Raw genomic sequence first — 20169 nt, forward strand, 5'->3', positions numbered from 1 at the left:
GTTTAGATCTCCGCCGGAGCCACTTCCCCGATCTTGATTTCCGGCTTGAGGTCGAGCCAGTTGGCGAGCACTTCGAGGTCGAACGTCAACGGATAATGCGCCAGAGCGGCGCGACTGGGTTCGAGCGTCAGCACCAGCTTGTTCTTCTTGCGGCTGAGCGAACTCATTGCGATGGATTCGCGCGCTCCCGCACTCATTCGCCGCGCAAGACGGATGCCAAGGCCCCAAGCGATCCCCCGGCGCAAGTCATCATCTTCGGCAAGGCGACGGAAACTGTCGGGCAATGCGGTGCGGCCCAGACTGCCGAACAGCGCCGCGCATATCATTGCCCGGTCGCGGGCGTCGCAATTGATCCAGCGCTTGTCGAGCGCCCATTCGGTGGCGTGGTTGATGCGCAGGTTGGGTTCAACCCGTTGCAACGCATTGGCAAGCTGTGCCGCAGCCAGACGCAGCCGCTCGTTGCCATTGCTTGTCCCGTTACCACCGCTCGGCCCCCCGGCGATTTCCACGGTCCACCCGGCGACCCGCGTTGCATGGGTGATCGTCGCTTCGCGGATCTCACAGAAAGCATTGACGCCTGCCAGCAAGGGATCCTGCGTCTTGCGCAATGGATCGAGCCGGTCGAACAACAAGCCCTCGCGAATACCCCAGGACGAGAACACCAGCTTCTCCGGCTGGAATTCGTCCAGCATCACCTTGAGCAGTGCGCCGGCGTCTGGCAGGTATCCGGCGCGCATCGGGGTGATCCCGCCCATGCTCGCCAGCTTTTCCGGCTTGGCGCGGGCGAGCTTGCCGCACAGTTCCATCGCCTCGTCGACTTCGAGCTCGAAGCCATGCGGATCGGTCAGCGGATAGTCGATCCGGTTCATCGCAAACCGAGCAAGTGCGCGCCAGGTGCCTCCCACCATGTAGAGCGGGCCTTCATGCGCATGGGCCCAACCAACCGAGGCGAAGGCCTTGCGGATGCTCTTGCCGAAACCCTTCTTCTTGCGCAGCGCCGGTAATCGCAGGGTGCCGAGTGGCAGGCTCGATCCGTGATGGCTATCGCCGTCGGCGATCGAGACGAGTTCCAGACTGCCACCGCCAAGGTCGGCTACCACGCCATGCGCGCCGGGAAAGGCCCCGATGGCGCCCATCGCCGAAAACCGCGCTTCTTCCTCGCCGGCAAGCAGGCGCGGCTCAAGGCCGAGCGCGGCCACTCTGCCGAGAAACTCGGCACCATTCGTCGCTTCGCGCGCGGCGGCGGTCGCGACAGTCTGGACGTCCTCGACACCAAGGTCGCGGATGATGAGTTCATAGCGAGCGAGCGCGCCGAGCGCCTCCTCTGCGGCAGCCTCCGGGATTTCCCCGGTGGTCGAGAGGTTCTGCCCCAAGCGCGCTGCAACCTTCTCGTTCCAGAAGACTTCGGGCGCGCGCTGCGGCCCCTCGTAGATCACGAGACGGACCGTGTTCGAGCCAATGTCGATCACCGCCCGGCGCGTCTGACGCGTCCTGCCGTTCAAAGCGCAGGGCCCACTAAGAAGGTTTCCCCTGCGCCGCACCGCCCAGCGACAGATGCGGCACCTCCTGGCTCTTGAGGGCCGATCCGCGCCCCGAGAGCGACGGGTTGCTCATGAAGTATTCGTGACAATTGAACCCGCCTTCACCCACGCGCATGCGATAATACTCGCCGTCCGGCCCCAGTGCCCAGCTTTGTTCGGTATCGAGGATGCTGGCGAGCAGTACCTGGCCGAGCACCTGATCATGCACGGTCTTGTTGGTGATCGGTACCAGCACCTCGACCCGCCGGTCGAGGTTGCGCGACATGGCGTCGGCGCTGGTCAGGTAGACTTCCGCCTTGCGGCTAGGCAATTCGTGGCCATTGGCAAAGGCCCAGATGCGGCCGTGTTCGAGGAACCGCCCGATCACCGATTTGACACGGATGTTCTCCGACAGGCCCGGCACGCCCGCCCGCAGCGAGCAGATTCCGCGCACGATCATGTAGATCGGCACTCCGGCGTCGCTCGCCTCGTAGAGCTTGTCGATCATGCGCCGGTCGGTAATCGCATTGAGCTTGCACCAAATCCCCGCTGGCTTGCCTTCAGCGACATTGGCCATCTCACGATCGATCAATTGCTCCAGGCGTTCGCGCAAGCCGAGCGGCGAAATCGCCAGCGCTTCAAGCGTGCTCGGTTCGACGTATCCGGTGACATAGTTGAACAGCTTGGCCGCATCGCGCCCCAATGCCGGATCGGCAGTAAAGAAGCTGAGGTCGGTGTAGATGCGCGCGTTGACCGGGTGGTAGTTCCCGGTACCGAAGTGGCAATACGTGCGATAGCCCTCTTCCTCGCGGCGCACGATCAGGCTGACCTTGGCGTGGGTCTTGAGGTCGGTGAAGCCGTAGATCACCTGCACGCCTGCGCGTTCAAGCTCGCTTGCCCAATGGATATTGCGCTCCTCGTCGAAGCGCGCCTTGAGCTCGACCACCGCCGTAACGGCCTTGCCGTTCTGCGCCCCCTCAATCAGCGCCGCGATAACCGGCGACTGGTCTCCCGCACGGTAGAGCGTCTGCTTGATCGAGACTACCGCCGGATCATTGGCCGCCTGATGAAGGAAGTCGACCACCACCTCGAAGCTTTCGTAGGGGTGATGGATCACGATGTCCTTCTCGCGAATTGCGGAAAAGCAGTCGCCGTCATGCGCCAGGATGCGTTCGGGATAGCGCGGATCGAACGGCGCGAACTTGAGGTCGGGGCGCGGCTCGTTGCAGATTGAATCAAGGTGCCGCAGGCTCAGCATACCCTCGGTCTTGACGATCATCGCCGGATCGACGTCGAATTGCTCACGCAGCAATGCTTCGGCGGCTGCATCGCAATCGCTGTCGAGTTCGAGGAGGACGGCCCGCCCCCGTCGGCGGCGCTGGATCGCGGTGCGGAAGAAACGGACGAGGTCCTCGGCCTCTTCTTCCACTTCGATGTCGCTGTCGCGCAATACGCGGAAGAGCCCGTCGCCGAGGATCTTGAAGCCGGGGAAGAGCACGTCGGCAAAGCGAGTGATGAGCTGCTCGATCGCGACATAGGCGACCGGATCCCCGGGTACGCGGACGAACCGCGGTACGCCGCTGGGGATGAGCACCATTTCGACGAGATCGCCCTTGCGCTTGCCGCGCTTGAGCCGGAAAATCGCCCCCATCCCCATGTTGGCGACAAAGGGGAAGGGGTGCGACGGATCGATCGCCTGCGGGGTAATCAGCGGCACGATCTCGGTGGCGAAATATTCGCGCAGCCAGTCGATTTCGGCATTATCGAGCTGGTCGATATTGGCAATCCGGACGCCCTCGCGAAACAGTAGCTCGCGCAGCGTCTCCAGTGCCTCCTGCTGGCGCGCTTCGATCACCAGCAGGTCGTCGCGGATGGCATCCAGCTGTTGGCGCGGGGAAGTACCGTCGATCGCCGTGGTCTCGATCCCCCGGCTCGCCTGGCCTTCGAGCCCCGCGATGCGGATCATCGTGAACTCGTCGAGATTGCTGGCCGAAATCGACAGGAACCGCAGACGCTCGAGCAGCGGATAACGCAGGTTCTCCGCCTCGGCGAGGACCCGGCGATTGAAGGAAAGCCAGGACAATTCGCGATTGACGTAGCGTTCGGGCGCCGACGTCAGGTCGCTCGGCATATCGTCGGAATCGTGCACAATCGTCATCCTGGGTGGTTTCCGGAGATGGGAATTGCGCATGGCTCGCCCCTGTTACGGCTGGATTACAGCGTGGCTAGCCCCGAATGTAAGCATTTTGCCCAAGGAATCGAGCCGGATACGAAAAACGCCTGCACTCTCATGGGAGGGTGCAGGCGCTCGCCCCCGCTTGGAGGGGAATTTTGAACAGCCAGGTCAGGCTGCAGCAGGTGCCTTCGACGTGCGTGGCGGTTTGCGCTTGGTAGCTGTTTTCTTGGCGGGCGCAGCCTTCTCTTCTTCCTGCTTGTCGATCAGCTTCTTGACGAGGTAGCCGCCTGCGCCAATCGCGATCATCGCCGGAATGCTCATCCGGCGCAGCAGGACGGGAGCCGTCGCACCAAGCACGGCGCCCAGCGGGCCGCCGATCTTGCTCGTATGCTCTGCCGCCTTGGCGCCCATTCCGGCGCCGATAATCTTGCCAATCATCGTAATCTCCTTTGGGAGATCAACGGATTGGCCGTGATCTGGTTCCGTGGCGTCGGTGCAAACGGCGCAGCTAGCGCACGCCTCGGCGCCGCGCGGCGAGATGGCCCAAATCGGCTTCGCTCGGGATTTCATATGCCCGGACGTAATCGCCGAGCCGTTCCGAGACTTCCCCCTGGCTCAGCCCGAACTGCTCAAGGCTATAGCGATGCGGCGTTCGTTTGAGCGCCTTGGCCTGGTCGAGATAGCTTTCCATCCCTGCCAGGGCGGGCTCCATGTCGAGGCCGAGGAAACCATAGACCCGTTCCATCGTGCCGCTCCAGTCGCGTTCCATCTCCTCATACTGGACATCGATCATGCGCTCGGCCGGTATGGCATCGCGCGCCTTGCGCATGCGCGCTATCATGGTTTCGGTCTTCGTCAGCCACTCCCTGCCGATCCGCTGCGGGGAGACGTTGTCGGAATAGAGGATCGTCTGGTTCCAGGCGAGCGAGGCAGCGCTGCCGACGACCGCCTGCGGATCGCGATGGGTGAAGATCAGGCGCGCGTCGGGGAACACCTTCAGCAAGGCCGGCAGGTCCATCATGTGCTGCGGCGTCTTGAGGATCCACGGACGAATGGAGGAGACCTGCTGCGACCAGCCGACCAGGCGCAGGAGATTGGCGAGATGCTCATAGGCCGGCGTCGCGTCCTCGCCTTCACTCCAGCGCGCATAGCTCGGTACGTGCCACTGCGCCTCGTGTTTCATGCCCCACATGCTCGCCACGAGCAGGCCGAGTTCTTCTTCAGGCTCATAAGGGCCGGTAGGATGGATTGAGAGGGTGCGCGGATTGGCGAGTCGGGCGACCTTCATGATCCGGCTTGCCAGCACCGGGCGAAAATCCCTTGTCCGCCCTGCCATGACCTCTTCGAAACCGGGCCGCGGCACCGGGCTGATCGTCTCGAAGCTGCGCATGTGGCTGAAGCGGCGATCGCTCGCCAGCAGCCGATGGAGTCGCGTCGTGCCCGACCGCATCGGTCCGACGATCACCACCGGCCGGGCGATGGCGCGCTCGAGAATCTCGGGGTGGCGTTTGAACCACATCTGGGTGTGCAGCCGGTCGCGCAGCACATGATGGAACTGTTTCGCAGCAGAGAAATCGCCCGCCGCGTTGAGCCGCGCCTCCTCGCGAATGCTGTCGAGCAGGACATCCATCGGGCGCTCGAACCAGCGATCGCCGAAATCGTCGAGACCGGTTGCCGCGACCGCCGATTCGAGCAGCGATTGCTTGTCGAGAATGGCAGGATCGACCAGCCCAACCCTTCGCCCGGCGCGGATCGCCCCGTCGACGAATGAAACGAACGGAGTTCGAGCGGGAGGCTGTGCTGCAATACTTGCCAATGCCCTGCCCCCAAGCCTTTCATTTATGGCGGTTTTTGCCCGCGGCCTCGCGCCTGTTTACCTGTCAGGCGCCATCATGCAAGGCTTGGATGGGATTTCTGTTCCTGGCTACTGGCAATTGAAACGGCGAGCGGGCATAGGCGCTTGCCATGCACGACATCCGCACAATCAGGGATAATCCCGAAGCTTTCGACGCCGCGCTGGCGAAGCGCGGGGCAGAGCCGATGGCGGCCGAATTGATCTCGGCCGACGAGGTTCGCCGGGCCTCCGCGACACGTCTGCAGGAGGCGCAGAACCGCCGCAACGAAGCCTCGAAACTGATCGGCCAGGCCATGGGCAGGGGCGACACGGAGACCGCCGAGGCGCTCAAGGCTGAGGTGGGTGAACTCAAGGAAATTCTTCCCGCACTGGAAGAGACCGCGCGTGCCGCCGACAGGCAGCTCGAAGACCTGCTCGCCGTCATCCCCAACCTGCCCGCAGAGGATGTTCCGGTCGGTGAGGACGAAGACGACAATGTCGAAGTATCCACCTGGGGCGAGAAGCGCAGCTTTGCCTTCGAGCCGAAGGAACACGCCGACATTGGCCCGGCGCTGGGCATGGATTTCGAGACCGGGGCCAATATCTCGGGCGCTCGCTTCACCTTCCTGCGCGGCGGCATGGCGCGGCTTCACCGCGCTCTCGCGCAGTTCATGCTCGACCGCCAGACGGGCGAGAACGGCTATACCGAGTGCAATCCGCCGGTACTCGTCAATGATGCCGCCATGTATGGTACCGACAAGCTGCCCAAGTTTGCGGAAGATAGTTTCCGCACGACCGACGGACGCTGGCTTATCCCGACTTCGGAAGTCAGCCTGACGGCTTCGGTGATGGGACAGATAATCGACAACGACATTCTGCCGATCCGGCTGACGGCGCTGACCCCTTGCTTCCGCAGCGAAGCAGGCGCGGCGGGCAAGGACACCCGCGGCTTCATCCGCCAGCACCAGTTCGAGAAGGTCGAACTGGTTTCGATCACGCGCCCCGAAGACAGCGAGGCCGAACACGAGCGCATGACCGCTTGCGCCGAAGGCATCCTGCAGGCGCTCGGCCTGCCCTATCGCAAGGTATTGCTGTGTACCGGCGACATGGGCTTTGGCGCTCGCAAGACCTACGACCTCGAAGTCTGGCTGCCGGGACAGGGCGCCTATCGCGAGATCAGCTCCTGCTCGAACACCGGCGACTTCCAGGCCCGGCGGATGAATTCGCGTTACCGGCCGGAGGGCGAGAAGAAGACCGCCTTCGTCCATACCCTCAACGGATCGGGCCTGGCGGTCGGGCGCACGCTGGTGGCGGTGCTGGAGAACTATCAGCTGGAAGACGGCAGCGTCGATGTGCCCGAGGCGCTGCTCGGCTACATGGGCGGGATTTCGCGCCTAATGCCTGCTGCGTGATGCGCATTCTCGTCACCAACGACGACGGCATCCATGCCCCCGGGCTCGAGGTTCTCGAAGCCATCGCGCGCGAGTTCTCGGACGATGTGTGGGTCTGCGCCCCTTCGGATAACCAGACCGGAGCGGGCCACTCGTTGACGCTGGCCATGCCGGTGCGGCTGCGCAAGCACGGCGAGCGCCGTTTTTCAGTCACCGGCACGCCGACCGATGCAGTCTCGATGGGGCTCAAGCAGGTGATGGACAACCCGCCCGACCTGGTGCTTTCGGGCGTGAATGCGGGTGCCAACCTCGGCGACGACATCACCTATTCGGGCACGGTTTCCGCCGCAATGGAGGGCGCACTTGCGGGCATCCGCTCGATCGCGCTGAGCCAGGTGATGACCCAGGAACGCCCGCCATCGGGCGATCGGTTTTCGGCCGCGCGTCATTGGGGCCGGAAAGTGATCGAGCCCTTGCTGGATACGCCGCGCCAGCCCCGCACGCTGGTGAGCGTCAATTTCCCGGCCCTCGATGCCGACCGGGTCGCAGGCATGCGGGTCGTCCGCCAGGGCTTCCACGATTACGCCCGCGCCTCGGTGGTCGAGGCGCGCGACCCGCGCGGTGGCCGTTATTATTGGTTCGGTCTCGATGCGATCGAGCATACGCCCGACCATGGAACCGACCTCGAGGCGATCGCCGACAACCACATCTCGATCACGCCACTGCAGCTCGATCTGACGCACGAGGCGTCGATGGCCGCGCTTGCCCAACGCATAAAGCAATGACAAACAGGCGCTTGTGACCGATCAAGTCGACCGCATCGCGCCCAGTCGCCCACCGAAGCGTTTTCGCGGGCCGCGATTCAAGCCCCTGCGCCGCGCCGTGCGCATACCGGTCTGGGGCGACCTGGGGATCAGGCTCGGCCTCGCACTGCTGCTGATCTTCATCGTCATCATGGTCCACTGGTGGGACCGCGAAGGACTGATCGACAATCTCGACGGCGAGGTCAGCTTCCTCGACGTCGTCTACTTCACCATGATCTCGATTACGACGACGGGCTTCGGCGACATTGCGCCGATCAGCGACCGCGCGCGGCTGGTCGAAGCGGTCATCGTGACGCCCATCCGTTTCGCCGTATTCTTCATTTTCGTCGGAACGGCCTATAATTTCATCATCAAACGCAGCTGGGAGAAGTGGCGCATGGCACGCATCCAGGGAAACCTCACCGACCATATCGTGGTGCTGGGTTACGGCGTGTCCGGTTCGGAAAGCGTCCAGGAACTGATCGAGCGCGGGACCGATCCGAGCTGTATCGTCGTGGTCGATCCGAGCGACGAACGGCTCGCCGAAGCCGAGGCGCTGGGCTGCAATGTCATTGCCGCCGATGCGACGCGCGACTCGACGCTCGAGGCGGTTCGGATCCGCGAGGCCAAGAACGTGCTGGTTTCGGCCGGTCGCGACGACACCTCGATCCTCATCGTCCTGACCGTGCGGCACCTCGCGCCCGATGTCCCGATCAGCGTCGTCGTGCGCGCCGACGACAACGAGTTTCTCGCTCGCCAGGCCGGTGCCAACAATGTGATCAATCCGGTGCGCTTCACCGGGCTGCTGCTCGCCGGCAGCGCCAAGGGCGCGCATATCGCCGATTATCTCGCGGACCTGGCTTCGGTCACCGGTCGGGTTCAACTGGTCGAGCGCGAAATCACCGAGGAGGAATGCGGCTGCTCGATCACTTCGCTCAAGTCGGGCGGTCGCGGCCTCAGGGTCTATCGCGGCGGCAAGGTGCTCGGATTCTGGGAGGACGAGTGCGAGACGCTGCAGCCAGGCGACATCGTGGTCGAGATCGTCCCGACCGAGAGTGGCAGCTCCCGCGGGGACGGACACAGCCGCGAGCCTTGACGTTCCGCTCCATTCTCCGGGCGAAGCTCGCACTGGCCTAATCGGTGCGGCGGGTGTAGAGGGCCGCCCGATCCTGGATTAATTGGCATGAACACCACCACGAAACTCCCCGACCAGAAGAAGGTCGGCATGGTCAGTCTTGGCTGCCCAAAGGCGCTGGTCGATAGCGAGCGTATCCTCACCCGGCTGCGCGCCGATGGCTATGCGATGAGCCCCGATTACGCCGGTGCAGACGTCGTACTGGTCAATACCTGCGGCTTCCTCGACAGCGCCAAGGAAGAAAGCCTCGCCGCGATTGGCGAAGCCATTGCAGAGAACGGCCGCGTAATCGTGACTGGCTGCATGGGCGAAGAGGCCGATGCAATCCGTGCGGCTCATCCGGCTGTGCTCGCCGTAACCGGCGCTCACCAGTACGAGCAGGTGGTGGAAGCGGTGCACCTGCACGCACCGCCGAGCCAAGGCCCGTTTGTCGACCTGATCCCGCAGCCTGACGTCAAACTTACGCCGCGACATTACAGCTACCTCAAGATTTCAGAGGGTTGCAATCACTCCTGCGCCTTCTGCATCATTCCGCAGTTGCGCGGCAAGCTGGCCAGCCGCCGGGTCGATGCAGTCCTGCGCGAAGCGGAAAAACTGGTCGCTGCGGGCACGAAGGAACTGCTCGTCATCAGCCAGGACACCAGCGCCTATGGCGTCGATATCCGGCATGAGGAACGCGAGTGGAAGGGCCATGCGGTCCGCGCGCATATGACCGACCTGGCGCGTGAGCTGGGTCAGCTCCGCACGCCAGAAGGCAAGGTACCGTGGGTGCGCCTGCACTACGTCTATCCCTATCCGCATGTCGATGCGGTGATCCCGCTGATGGCGGAGGGCTTGTTGACGCCCTATCTCGATATCCCATTCCAGCATGCTTCACCCGCCGTGCTGCGCGCCATGAAGCGACCGGCGAACGAGGCCAAGGTACTCGACCGGCTCAGGAGCTGGCGCGAGACCTGCCCCGAAATCGCAGTGCGTTCGAGCTTCGTGGTCGGCTTCCCCGGCGAGACCGAGGATGATTTCAGCTATCTGCTGGACTGGCTCGAGGAAGCGCAACTCGACCGTGTCGGTGCCTTCCGCTTCGAACCGGTCGAAGGCGCGCAGGCCAACGCCCTGCCCGATCCGGTCCCGGAAGAGGTCAAGGAGGAGCGTTATGCACGCGTCATGGAAGTGACCGAGCGGATCAGCGCCGCGAAGCTCGCGAAGAAAGTGGGCTCCACCATCCCGGTGATCATCGACGAAGTCGGCAAGCCGGACGAGGACGGCGACATCGGCGCGACCGGTCGCAGCCAGGCCGATGCTCCCGAGATCGACGGTGCGGTCTACCTGCGCAATGTCCCGGAAAATCTGGCCGAGGGCGATATCGTCGACGTCGCAATCGAGGATGCCGATGCCCACGACCTGTTCGGCGTGATCGAAGCGGGATGAGGCAGGCGACGACGATCCTCAGCCTTCGAACGGAGGGCCCGGGCCTCGTCGAAGTTACGCAAGGCGTTGCAGACTGGATCGCGGAAACGGGCATTGGCGAAGGCCTGCTGACGGCTCTGTGCCGGCACACCTCAGCCAGTCTGATGATCAACGAGAATGCGGCACCTGCCGTCAAGCGCGACATGGTGCGCTGGCTCGATGCAATGGCACCGCAAGGATCACATTACGAGCATGACGACGAAGGGCCCGACGACATGCCCGCCCATCTCAAATCCGCCCTGACCGGGGCCAACCTCTCGGTCCCGGTCGCTGGCGGTCGAATGCTCTTGGGTACCTGGCAGGGTCTCTACCTGGTCGAGCATCGCACCCGCCCGCACACGCGCGAAGTTGCGCTGCATCTGATCGGCGAATAACCGCCGTCCCGGGAACAATCGCGCGCCCTGCCGTTGGTAGGGCAATGCCCATAACCATAAAATCAAGTTTCGCCTTCGAACTCGACCGGCCGACCGACGTGTTGCTGCAGTTCGAAGCGGCGAAGATACCCGAGCAGCGTATCCTCTCATCCGATACGATACTGAGCGAGGCCGAGCATTGCGCGCGGGTTCCAGCGCAGGATGACATTGGCGAACGTATCTGGATCCGCGCGGAAGGGCTGTTCGAGGTCGATTATCGCGCCGAGGTCGAACCCGAGCGATTGCTGCCCGAGATCGCCTCGCTCGAGATGTTGGCGCCGCACGACATGCCGGGCGAAGCGGTGCAGTATCTGTTCGACAGCCGCTATTGCCCTGCCGACCAGTTCCAGCCCTTCGTCGAAGCCGAATTCGGCGGCACCACCGGGGGCGAGCGCGTCGCCGCGATCCGCGAATGGATCGCGAGCCACTTCACCTACCAGCCGGGCACTTCGGATGCGCGTACCGGCGCGGTCGAAAGCTTCATTGGGCGGCGCGGCATTTGCCGCGATTATGCCCACGTCCTGGTCACGCTGGCGCGCGCCTCGACTATCCCGGCGCGCTATGTCGCCTGCTACGCCCCTGGCGTGGAACCACCCGACTTCCACGCAATTGCCGAGGTATTTCTCAACGATCCCACGACGCCAGGCGGCGGCGCATGGCACCTGGTCGATGCGACGGGCATGGCCGAGCCTGCCCAGACGGTGAAGATCGGCATCGGGCGCGATGCCGCCGATGTCAGCTTCCTGACAAGCTTCGGCGCCAACAATTTTCTCCGTTCCAGCGTCTCGGTCGAGGCCACCTAGCCGCCGAAAGCCATATGAATAGCTATGCAGCCCGTCGGCGGGTATGGCGGGCGCACGCGGGCGCTGATAGGCAAGGCTCGCCAGCCGGACCGGCCGCAACCGTCCTCCAGCGCTGGCGAAAATAGGAGAGGGCCAAAGCGCCATGAGCTTTACCGCTGACCGCCTGCTGTTGTTCGGGGCCACCGGCGACCTGTCGCAGCGCATGCTGCTGCCGTCGCTCTGCGCGCTCGATGCGGACGACCTGCTGCACGATGACCTCAAGATTGTCGGCACGGCACGCTCGCAATTGAGCGATAGCGAGTTCCGCAATTTTGCGCGCGAGGCGCTGGAGAAATTCCTCCCCAAGGATCGCCGCTGTGGCATGGCCGATTTCCTCAATCGCCTGTCCTACCAGCAGCTCGATGCGACCACGCTGGAGGGTTATGAGGAGCTGGCCGCCAAGGTCGGCGATCCGAACCATGGCGTGGCGATCTTCCTCTCTACCGCGCCCAGCCTGTTCGGCCCGACCATCAAGGGCCTACAGCACGCCGGGCTTGACGGACCCAACGTCCGCATGTGCCTCGAAAAGCCGCTCGGTACCGATCTAGGCTCCAGCTGCGAGATCAACGACGCGGTTGCCGCGGCCTTTCCAGAGGACCGGATTTTCCGGATCGACCACTACCTGGGCAAGGAGACTGTCCAGAACCTGCTGGCCTTGCGCTTTGCCAATGTCCTGTTCGAGCCGATCTGGAACTGCAACTACATCGACCACGTCCAGATCACCGTCGCCGAGACGGTCGGCCTCGAAGGCCGCGTAGCCTTTTACGACGACGCCGGCGCACTGCGCGACATGGTCCAGAACCACATGCTCCAGCTGCTCGCGCTGGTTGCGATGGAGCCGCCGACAAGCTTCGATTCCACTGCAGTGCGCGACGAGAAGGTCAAGGTGCTGCGCGCGCTGCGCCGGGTGGCCAAGGGAGATACCGTCACCGGTCAGTATCGCGCAGGAGCGATCAAGGGCGAGGCCGTGCCCGGCTACGACGATGAATTGGGCAAGGATTCGAACACCGAAACCTTTGTCGCGATCAAGGGTCATGTCGACAACTGGCGCTGGAAGGGCGTGCCCTTCTACCTGCGCACCGGCAAGCGCCTGCCCGAACGCGTGACCGAAATCGTCGTCCAGTTCCGCTGCGTCCCGCATTCGATCTTCGCCGGCAAGGGTGCGACGATGCAGCCCAACCGGCTCGTCATCGGCATCCAGCCCGAAGAGAACATCACGCTCTCGCTGATGTCGAAAGTGCCGGGGCTGGACCGCGAGGGCATCCGCCTGCGCCAGGTCCCGCTCGACATCGCCATGCCCGATGCCTTCTCGGGCGCGGTGCGCCGGATCGCCTACGAACGCCTGCTGCTCGACCTCATCGAAGGCGACCAGACGCTGTTCTTGCGCCGCGACGAGGTCGAGGCGCAATGGCACTGGATCGATGCGATCCGCGAAGAATGGGCCGAGGAGGAGCTCAAGCCCAAGACCTACACCTCCGGCACCTGGGGGCCGAGTGCGGCAATCGCGCTGGCCGAACGCGATGGAGTGAGCTGGCACGATGAGTAAGCCGCTGAACGACACCATTCATCGCGTGACGCAGCGCGTGATCGAGCGGTCGCGCGCCAGCCGCAGCGCCTATCTCGAACTGATGGAGCGCGAGGCCGACCGGGCGCCCGATCGCAGCCAGGTATCCTGTTCCAACCTCGCGCATGCCTTTGCCGGTGCGACCGAGGACCAGGAAGCGCTCAAGGCCGCTCGCGGGCCCAATATCGGGATCGTCAGCGCCTACAACGACATGCTCTCGGCGCATCAGCCCTATGGCCGTTACCCCGAGCGGATGAAGATCTATGCCCGCGAAGTCGGCGCCACCGCCCAGGTTGCGGGCGCCACCCCTGCCATGTGCGACGGCGTGACGCAGGGCGAAGACGGGATGGAGTTGTCGCTGTTCAGCCGCGACGTGATCGCGCTCTCGACCGGGGTCGCGTTGAGCCATGCCATGTACGATGGCGTCGCGGCGCTGGGCATCTGCGACAAGATCGTCCCCGGCCTGGTGATCGGCGCGCTGCGCTTCGGCCACCTCCCCTGCGTCTTTGTGCCCTCGGGCCCGATGCCGAGCGGGATCGCCAACAAGGAAAAGCAGCGCACGCGGCAGCTCTACGCCGAGGGCAAGGTGGGCCGCGACGAACTGCTCGCAAGCGAGATGGGCAGCTATCACTCGCCCGGCACCTGCACCTTTTACGGCACTGCCAATTCCAACCAGATGATGATGGAGATGATGGGGCTGCACATTCCGGGCAGCGCCTTCATCCAGCCCGGCACCAAGCTGCGCCAGGCGCTCGACCGCAAGGCAGTGCATCGGCTCGCCGAGCTTGCAAGCACGCGCGAAAAGACCATGGCGAAATGCGTCGACGAGAAGGCGATCGTCAACGCCGCAATCGGCCTGCTGGCGACCGGCGGATCGACCAATCACGCCATCCACATCCCGGCCATGGCGCGCGCAGCAGGCGTGATTTTCGATTGGGACGATCTTTCGGAGCTGTCCTCCGCCGTGCCGCTGGTGGCGCGGGTCTATCCCAATGGTTCGGGCGATGTGAACCATTTCCACGATGCGGGCGGCATGGGCTACGTGATCGGCACCTTGCTCGACGAGGGCCTCGCCCACCACGATATTGCGACGGTGAGCGAGGGCGATCTTGCCGACTATGCCCGCGAGCCGGGACTGGGCAACGACGAAGCGCTGGTCTGGCGCGACGTGGGCGAGAGCGGCGACCGAGAGATGCTGCGTCCGGCCTCTGCGCCGTTCCAACCCGACGGCGGCATGCGCCTTGTCCAGGGCAATCTCGGGCGTGGCTGCTTCAAGAGCTCCGCGGTCGATCAGGAACGCTGGACGATCGAGGCTCCCTGTCGTGTGTTCGAGGACCAACCCTCGGTCGCCGCGGCCTTCAAGGCGGGCGAACTGGACCGCGACGTCATTGTCGTGGTCCGCTTCCAGGGTCCGCGCGCCAACGGCATGCCCGAATTGCACAAGCTCACCCCGCCCTTGGGCGTGCTGCAGGATCGCGGCTATCGCGTCGCGCTGGTGACCGACGGCCGCATGTCGGGCGCATCGGGCAAGGTTCCGGCGGCGATCCATGTGACGCCCGAGGCCCTCGGCGGCGGTCCGCTCGCCAAGCTGCGCGACGGCGACGTGGTGAAGCTCTGCGCCAGCACCGGCGAGCTATCGACAACGGCCGATCTCGACAGCCGCGAGGCCGCGCCCGATCCGCGCGCCGAGCTGGGTGTCGGACGCGAACTATTCGCCATGTTCCGCCTTGGCGCGGACGGCGCGGAACAAGGGGGCAGCGCGATGCTCGCTGCAGCGGGGCTGTGACGCAGGCAAGCGCGACCGAACTGGTCAGCGTCGATATCGGCGGCACCCACGCGCGTTTCGCTCTCGCCACGGTCGGGCAAGACGGCACGATCACGGTCGAAGACCCGATCACGCTCCACACCGACGATCATGCGAGCTTCCAGACCGCGTGGGAGGACTTTCGCGCGCAAAAGGGGGGCTCGATCCCCGATGCCGTGTCGCTCGCGATCGCGGGTCCGATTACCGGCGAGGTCATCCGCTTCACCAACAATCCGTGGGTCATTCGCCCGTCGCTGGTGAAAGAGAAGCTGGGCGTAACGCGCTATTCGATCGTCAATGATTTCGAGGCGGTGGCGCATGCCGTCGCGCGCGCTCCCGAGGAGCAGTTCCTGCATCTGACCGGCCCGGACCAGCCGCTGGCGGCGACCGGCACGCTCAGCGTGATCGGCCCGGGCACCGGGCTCGGCGTGGCCCATCTCCGCCGCAGTGCCGACCACTATCACGTGCAGGCGACCGAGGGCGGCCATGTCGATTTCGCGCCAGTCGATTCGATCGACGACCTGATCCTCGCGCGGCTGCGCAAGCGGCATAATCGCGTTTCCGCCGAGCGCGTGGTGTCCGGCCCCGGCATCGTCGAGATCTACCAGGCGCTCGGCGCGATGGAAAAGCGTGCGCTGCCCGAGATCGACGATGTCGAGATCTGGACCCGCGGCATGGCGGGCGAAGACAGCCTCGCCGCCGCTGCGGTCGACCGGTTCTGCCTTTCGCTGGGCAGCGTCGCTGGCGATATCGCGCTCGTACAGGGCGGCTTCGGCGGCGTCGCGATAGCTGGCGGCCTCGGCTACCGCCTGCGCGACATCCTGCCGCGGTCGGGCTTTGCCGAGCGATTCCGTCACAAGGGCCGCTACGAGCAGCTAATGGCCTCGATCCCGGTCAAACTTATCACGCACCCGCAACCCGGCCTGTTCGGTGCAGCGGCTGCCTTTGCCAGAGAGCATTTGTCATGAGCGATATTGGTTCCATCATGCGCACCGCGCCGGTCATCCCGGTAATCGTGGTCGATGAAGTCGAACATGCGGTGCCGCTGGCCAAGGCGCTGGTGGCAGGCGGCCTGCGCGTACTGGAGGTCACCCTGCGCACGCCTGCCGCACTCGACGCGATCCGCGCAATGTCCGAAGTAGACGGTGCCATCGTCGGTGCGGGAACCGTGACCAATGAGACAGAGCTCAACGCAGCAATAAACGCGGGGAGCGAGTTCATCGTCTCGCCGGGCCTGACCGAGCCACTCGGCAAGGCGGCGATCGGCGCTGGCATTCCCTTTCTGCCCGGCATCGCCAATGCCGGCGACATCATGCGCGGCCTCGACCTGGGCCTGACACACTTCAAGTTCTTCCCGGCCATGGCCGCGGGCGGGCTCCCGGCGCTCAAGGCTTTGGCCGCGCCTTTCGGCCAGTGCCTGTTCTGCCCGACCGGCGGAATCGGCCCCGACAATGCGGCGGAATGGCTGGCTTTCGATCCCGTCCTGTGTGTAGGCGGCAGCTGGGTCGCCCCGCGCGGCGCGCCCGATACCGCCGAAGTGGAACGGCTGGCGCGCGAGGCGATGGAGCTGCGTTGATGGAAGATGTATCCGGATTGATCGAACGGCTGGGCGAGCTGCACCAACGCACGCGCGAAACCCCGCTGTTCAATCCGGTGTTCCAATTGGGTCTCGACCTATCGCGCGCCTTGGAAGCGGGCGAGATCGATCTGAACGCGCTCGAAGGGCTGGTGTCCGAACTCGAATGCGAAAGCATGCAAAGCCGCTCGAAGCGGTTGCGCCGCCTCGTCGCCCCGGTCGATCCGGCAACCAACAGCGCAGCCCTCGAAGACACGTTTCAGGCGGACGATATCGCCGAGTTCAAGGCGCAGTGGGAACGCCCGCAACTCCACGCCGTGTTCACCGCGCACCCCACTTTCCTGCTCACGCCCGATCAGTCCAATGCGGTTGCGCAGGCTGCCAGCAAGCAGGACGATATCGGCGCAGAGGTGTGCATTACCGGGGCCAGCCGTCCGCAGGTGACGCTCGAATACGAGCATGCGCGGGCGATGCGCGCCATCTCGCACGCGCAGATAGCGCGCGATGGGATCGTCGCCGAGGCGCTGGCGCATGCAGCAGGCAAATGGCCTGACGAGTGGCATGCAATCCAGCCCCTGCCGTTCCGCTTCGCCAGCTGGGTCGGATACGACATGGACGGGCGGACCGATATCAAGTGGTACGATTCAATCGGCTTCCGGCTCGGCGAAAAGGCCGAACGGCTCGAACACTATACCGCCAGTCTCGAGGCAATCGACGCCGATCACGCGCTCCTCGATGTCCTGCGCCCCGCCCTCGCCTATGCCAGGTCGCGCGCCGCTGACTTCGGCGAAGACCTGACCGTACCCGAGGCCATGTCGGAAGCGGCCAATCGCCTGACCGCCGACGACCCGCACAAATTGTTGAGCCTCACGCCGCTGATCGACGCACTCGAGAGCGAGGCGCGCGAAGCTGCGACCGAGCGCGCGATCAAGTTGAAGACCCTCGCCGCCGCTATGCGCGCCGACGGCCTCGGCATGGGCTGGATCCACTTCCGGGTGAATTCCAGCCAGCTCCACAACGCTATCCGCCGCCGGATCGACCCCGACAATGCGCTCGATCTGTCGAGCAAGGGCGCCATGGCAACGCTACGCGAACTGCTCGCCCGGGTGAAGCCGCTGCGCAGCAACTTCGCCGCCTTGGCGATCGAGAGCTCGACCGCGATCCGCCAGTTCCTGGCGATGGCGCAGATCCTCGCGCATGTGGATGCCGACGCACCGATCCGCATGCTGATTGCCGAGTGCGAGCAGCCCTCGACCATTCTCGCCGCGCTCTATTTCGCCAAGCTGTTCGGGATCGAGGACAAGGTCGACGTCTCGCCGCTGTTCGAGACCGAAAGCGCGCTCGAACATGGCGGCCGGTTTCTCGACGCGCTGCTGGCGGAGGAAGCCTACCAGCACTACGCCCGGTTGCGCGGCCGGCTGTGCATCCAGACCGGCTTTTCCGATGCGGGCCGGTTCGTCGGGCAGATCCCAGCGAGCCTTGCAATCGAGCGCCTGCAGGGGCGTCTCAGCGAGGCGATGGAGACCAACGGCCTGACCGACGTCGCCGCACTGATCTTCAACACCCACGGCGAGAGCATGGGCCGCGGCGCCCATCCCGACAGTTTCGCCGACCGCTTGACCTGGCCGCTCAGTTCCTGGGCCAAGCGTCGCTTCGCCCGGGCCGGGATCAGGCTCGAGCCAGAGGTCAGCTTCCAGGGCGGCGACGGCTATCTGTTCTTCGCGACGCCCGAACTCGCGCGCGCGACGCTCGGCCGCATCGTCGAGCACCGCCCGGCCGAAACCGATATCAACGCCCCGGTCGATCCGTTCTACCGCCGCACCGACATCAGCCTCGACTTCTACCGCGCGATCCGTGCGCACCAGCGCGAGCACCTCGAAAGCAAGACCTACTCGCGCGCGGTGACGGCTTTTGGTCTCGGATTGCTCAATTCGACCGGCAGCCGCGTTTCGCGCCGCCAGAGCGACCTTTCCGCCGACCGGGACATGAGCCTGCGGCAGATTCGCGCGATTCCGCACAACGCCATCCTCCAGCAGCTCGGCTATCCGGTGAACGTCATTGCCGGGATCGGCAGCGCCGCCGACGGCAATTACGAGGAAGTCGCCGCCTTGCTGATGGAAAGCGAGCGCGGGCTGCAATTGCTGCGCCTCGCGCGCAGTTCGAACGCGCTGGCCAGCATCAAGACGGTCGCGGCCTATGGCGAACTGTTCAACAGCGCCTATTGGGCGAGCCGACCCTATCGCGGGACCGAAAGCCACCTCTCCGATGCCTGCGAGGTGCTGGCAGAGTATCTCACCAAGGACGACCGCACCGGCGTTTTCCGCCGCCTCGCCTCGCGCCTAAGGGTCGACGCGCTCAAGCTTCACCGGCTGCTCGCGCTCATTCCGAATGAGAACCCGCTTGAGGATCGCGAGAACATCCGCCGCACGATCGGCGCGGCCCAGGCACTGCGGCTGGCGCTGCTGCAACATATGTTCATCAAGGCCGTGTCGATCCCGACTTTCAGTCGCGCCAACGACATCAGCCGCGACGACGTACTCGAAATGGTGTTCAGCCTGAGGGTCGAGGACGCGCTGGCGCAGATGCGTCGGGCCTATCCGACCAATTACCCGCAGATCACCGACTTCGCGGTCGACGCGCCAAGCGACTACCCCGATGGCGACGGAGAGGGCTACACCGCGATCCAGCGCGACTTCATCGATCCGATCGAACGCGCCTACGGTCTCGTCCTGCGGCTTTCGACCGCCATTGCCAACGAGTTCGGCGCCCACGGCTAGGGTAAAACTCGTAAAATCCGCGTGTTAACTTTTGTCACGAACGCGTCTCGCCAAGGGACGCGGGCGTTAGCGAACTGGCGACTCACCGCGTTTTACGGCATAAGCATGTTCATGGTTTTGGTACCCACCTCTTCCCGAGCCCTTCTCGCCGCCGCACTTCTCCTGGTCGGCGGCGGGTCGATGGCCGGAGCCCAATCGGATGCCGAAACCATGGAAGACGGCGTTATCGCCGTCGATCCGCAAGCGCTCGCTCTATCTTCAGTCGACGAATCGCCCACCGCTGCCGCCGAGCCCGAGATGGTCAGCGAAGCGGTGGTTCAGCCGGTCCCCGAACAACCCGAACCGAAGCCCGCGCCCGCTAGCAAGAAGAACGACGATCGCTTCGTTATCAAGCGGATCCTCCCGATCGACGGGCCGATCAAGTACGGTGAATGGTTCTGGGACGAGGAAGGCGTGCCGCCAGGCAAGCTGGTCATGACGGTCGACCTCGACGCTCGCGTCCTGTCGGTTTTCCGCGACGGTTACGAGATCGGGGCAACCGCCGTCCTGCTCGGCACCGACGAGCATCCGACCCCGCTCGGCACCTTTCCCATCCTGACCAAGGAGCGGCACAACGTTTCCGAGAAATACGACAATGCGCCCATGCCCTGGACGCTGCGCCTGACCTGGGACGGCATTGCCATCCACGGCGGCTCGCAGATCCTCAACGGCTATGCCAGCCACGGCTGTATCGCAGTGCCGGACGAGTTCGCCTCGCGGCTGTTCGACACCGCACGCAAGGGTGACAAGGTAGTGATTACGCGCGGCAAGATGATGAGTCTGGGGGACAAGATCATCTAGGCCCGCAGGGAGGGCTGCGGCGCGTTGGCA

The 20169-nt window shown here is 64.5% G+C and carries 16 protein-coding genes; 12 read left to right on the top strand and 4 right to left on the bottom strand.

Annotated elements, in window-relative coordinates; genetic code table 11:
* Positions 1 to 2: 2 nt before the first annotated feature.
* From P7228_RS03470 to P7228_RS03485, 4 genes are all read right to left on the bottom strand, one after another.
* Complete coding sequence (locus tag P7228_RS03470; RefSeq protein WP_278016830.1) at positions 3 to 1502, bottom strand: Ppx/GppA family phosphatase; 1500 nt, start codon at positions 1500 to 1502, stop codon at positions 3 to 5.
* A gap of 13 nt (positions 1503 to 1515) precedes the next feature.
* Positions 1516 to 3678 (bottom strand): RNA degradosome polyphosphate kinase, encoded by a 2163-nt coding sequence (locus P7228_RS03475; protein ID WP_278016831.1) that lies wholly within the window; start codon positions 3676 to 3678, stop codon positions 1516 to 1518.
* 186 nt (positions 3679 to 3864) lie between these two features.
* Positions 3865 to 4134 carry a hypothetical protein gene (locus tag P7228_RS03480; protein ID WP_278016832.1) on the bottom strand — a complete coding sequence of 90 codons (270 nt, stop codon included), beginning with the start codon at positions 4132 to 4134 and terminating at the stop codon, positions 3865 to 3867.
* A gap of 70 nt (positions 4135 to 4204) precedes the next feature.
* Entirely contained in the window at positions 4205 to 5512 is a 1308-nt protein-coding gene (locus tag P7228_RS03485) for a sulfotransferase family protein (RefSeq protein ID WP_278016833.1), read from the bottom strand.
* Positions 5513 to 5661: 149 nt separating this feature from the next.
* On the opposite strand from P7228_RS03485, the gene serS reads away from it, so the two are divergent.
* From serS to P7228_RS03545, 12 genes are all read left to right on the top strand, one after another.
* Complete coding sequence (gene serS / locus P7228_RS03490) at positions 5662 to 6942, top strand: serine--tRNA ligase (protein WP_278016834.1); 1281 nt, start codon at positions 5662 to 5664, stop codon at positions 6940 to 6942.
* Positions 6942 to 7706 carry a 5'/3'-nucleotidase SurE gene (surE, locus tag P7228_RS03495; protein ID WP_278017698.1) on the top strand — a complete coding sequence of 255 codons (765 nt, stop codon included), beginning with the start codon at positions 6942 to 6944 and terminating at the stop codon, positions 7704 to 7706. The genes serS and surE overlap by 1 nt, the downstream gene beginning before the upstream one ends.
* Before the next feature lie 13 nt (positions 7707 to 7719).
* Positions 7720 to 8820, top strand: a complete 1101-nt coding sequence (locus P7228_RS03500) for a potassium channel family protein (RefSeq protein WP_430732496.1) — start codon at positions 7720 to 7722, stop codon at positions 8818 to 8820.
* Positions 8821 to 8907: 87 nt separating this feature from the next.
* Positions 8908 to 10284: a 30S ribosomal protein S12 methylthiotransferase RimO gene (rimO, locus tag P7228_RS03505; protein WP_278016835.1), complete on the top strand. Its 1377-nt coding sequence runs from the start codon at positions 8908 to 8910 to the stop codon at positions 10282 to 10284.
* Complete coding sequence (locus P7228_RS03510) at positions 10281 to 10697, top strand: secondary thiamine-phosphate synthase enzyme YjbQ (RefSeq protein ID WP_278016836.1); 417 nt, start codon at positions 10281 to 10283, stop codon at positions 10695 to 10697. Before rimO ends, P7228_RS03510 begins: the two co-directional genes overlap by 4 nt.
* 44 nt (positions 10698 to 10741) lie before the next feature.
* Entirely contained in the window at positions 10742 to 11539 is a 798-nt protein-coding gene (locus P7228_RS03515; RefSeq protein WP_278016837.1) for a transglutaminase-like domain-containing protein, read from the top strand.
* Between the two features lie 142 nt (positions 11540 to 11681).
* A complete protein-coding gene (gene zwf, locus P7228_RS03520; protein WP_278016838.1) occupies positions 11682 to 13124 on the top strand; it encodes a glucose-6-phosphate dehydrogenase in 1443 nt (480 codons plus the stop codon).
* On the top strand, positions 13117 to 14928 hold the full coding sequence (gene edd / locus P7228_RS03525) for a phosphogluconate dehydratase (RefSeq protein WP_278016839.1): 1812 nt from the start codon (positions 13117 to 13119) through the stop codon (positions 14926 to 14928). The genes zwf and edd overlap by 8 nt, the downstream gene beginning before the upstream one ends.
* A complete protein-coding gene (glk, locus tag P7228_RS03530; RefSeq protein ID WP_278016840.1) occupies positions 14925 to 15914 on the top strand; it encodes a glucokinase in 990 nt (329 codons plus the stop codon). The genes edd and glk overlap by 4 nt, the downstream gene beginning before the upstream one ends.
* Entirely contained in the window at positions 15911 to 16522 is a 612-nt protein-coding gene (gene eda, locus P7228_RS03535) for a bifunctional 4-hydroxy-2-oxoglutarate aldolase/2-dehydro-3-deoxy-phosphogluconate aldolase (protein WP_278016841.1), read from the top strand. The genes glk and eda overlap by 4 nt, the downstream gene beginning before the upstream one ends.
* Positions 16522 to 19299: a phosphoenolpyruvate carboxylase gene (locus tag P7228_RS03540; protein ID WP_278016842.1), complete on the top strand. Its 2778-nt coding sequence runs from the start codon at positions 16522 to 16524 to the stop codon at positions 19297 to 19299. Before eda ends, P7228_RS03540 begins: the two co-directional genes overlap by 1 nt.
* 111 nt (positions 19300 to 19410) lie before the next feature.
* Complete coding sequence (locus P7228_RS03545) at positions 19411 to 20139, top strand: L,D-transpeptidase family protein (RefSeq protein ID WP_278016843.1); 729 nt, start codon at positions 19411 to 19413, stop codon at positions 20137 to 20139.
* Positions 20140 to 20169: the final 30 nt, after the last annotated feature.

It is taken from the genome of Altererythrobacter sp. CAU 1644 (assembly GCF_029623755.1).
Lineage (GTDB): Bacteria > Pseudomonadota > Alphaproteobacteria > Sphingomonadales > Sphingomonadaceae > Erythrobacter > Erythrobacter arenosus.

Coding starts and splice junctions, on each gene's coding strand:
- edd (WP_278016839.1), top strand. CDS start 13,117: ATGAGTAAGCCGCTGAACGACACCATTCATCGCGTGACGCAGCGCGTG.
- rimO (WP_278016835.1), top strand. CDS start 8,908: ATGAACACCACCACGAAACTCCCCGACCAGAAGAAGGTCGGCATGGTC.
- P7228_RS03475 (WP_278016831.1), bottom strand. CDS start 3,678: ATGACGATTGTGCACGATTCCGACGATATGCCGAGCGACCTGACGTCG.
- P7228_RS03545 (WP_278016843.1), top strand. CDS start 19,411: ATGGTTTTGGTACCCACCTCTTCCCGAGCCCTTCTCGCCGCCGCACTT.
- P7228_RS03510 (WP_278016836.1), top strand. CDS start 10,281: ATGAGGCAGGCGACGACGATCCTCAGCCTTCGAACGGAGGGCCCGGGC.
- P7228_RS03515 (WP_278016837.1), top strand. CDS start 10,742: ATGCCCATAACCATAAAATCAAGTTTCGCCTTCGAACTCGACCGGCCG.
- zwf (WP_278016838.1), top strand. CDS start 11,682: ATGAGCTTTACCGCTGACCGCCTGCTGTTGTTCGGGGCCACCGGCGAC.
- surE (WP_278017698.1), top strand. CDS start 6,942: ATGCGCATTCTCGTCACCAACGACGACGGCATCCATGCCCCCGGGCTC.
- eda (WP_278016841.1), top strand. CDS start 15,911: ATGAGCGATATTGGTTCCATCATGCGCACCGCGCCGGTCATCCCGGTA.
- P7228_RS03540 (WP_278016842.1), top strand. CDS start 16,522: ATGGAAGATGTATCCGGATTGATCGAACGGCTGGGCGAGCTGCACCAA.
- P7228_RS03480 (WP_278016832.1), bottom strand. CDS start 4,134: ATGATTGGCAAGATTATCGGCGCCGGAATGGGCGCCAAGGCGGCAGAG.
- serS (WP_278016834.1), top strand. CDS start 5,662: ATGCACGACATCCGCACAATCAGGGATAATCCCGAAGCTTTCGACGCC.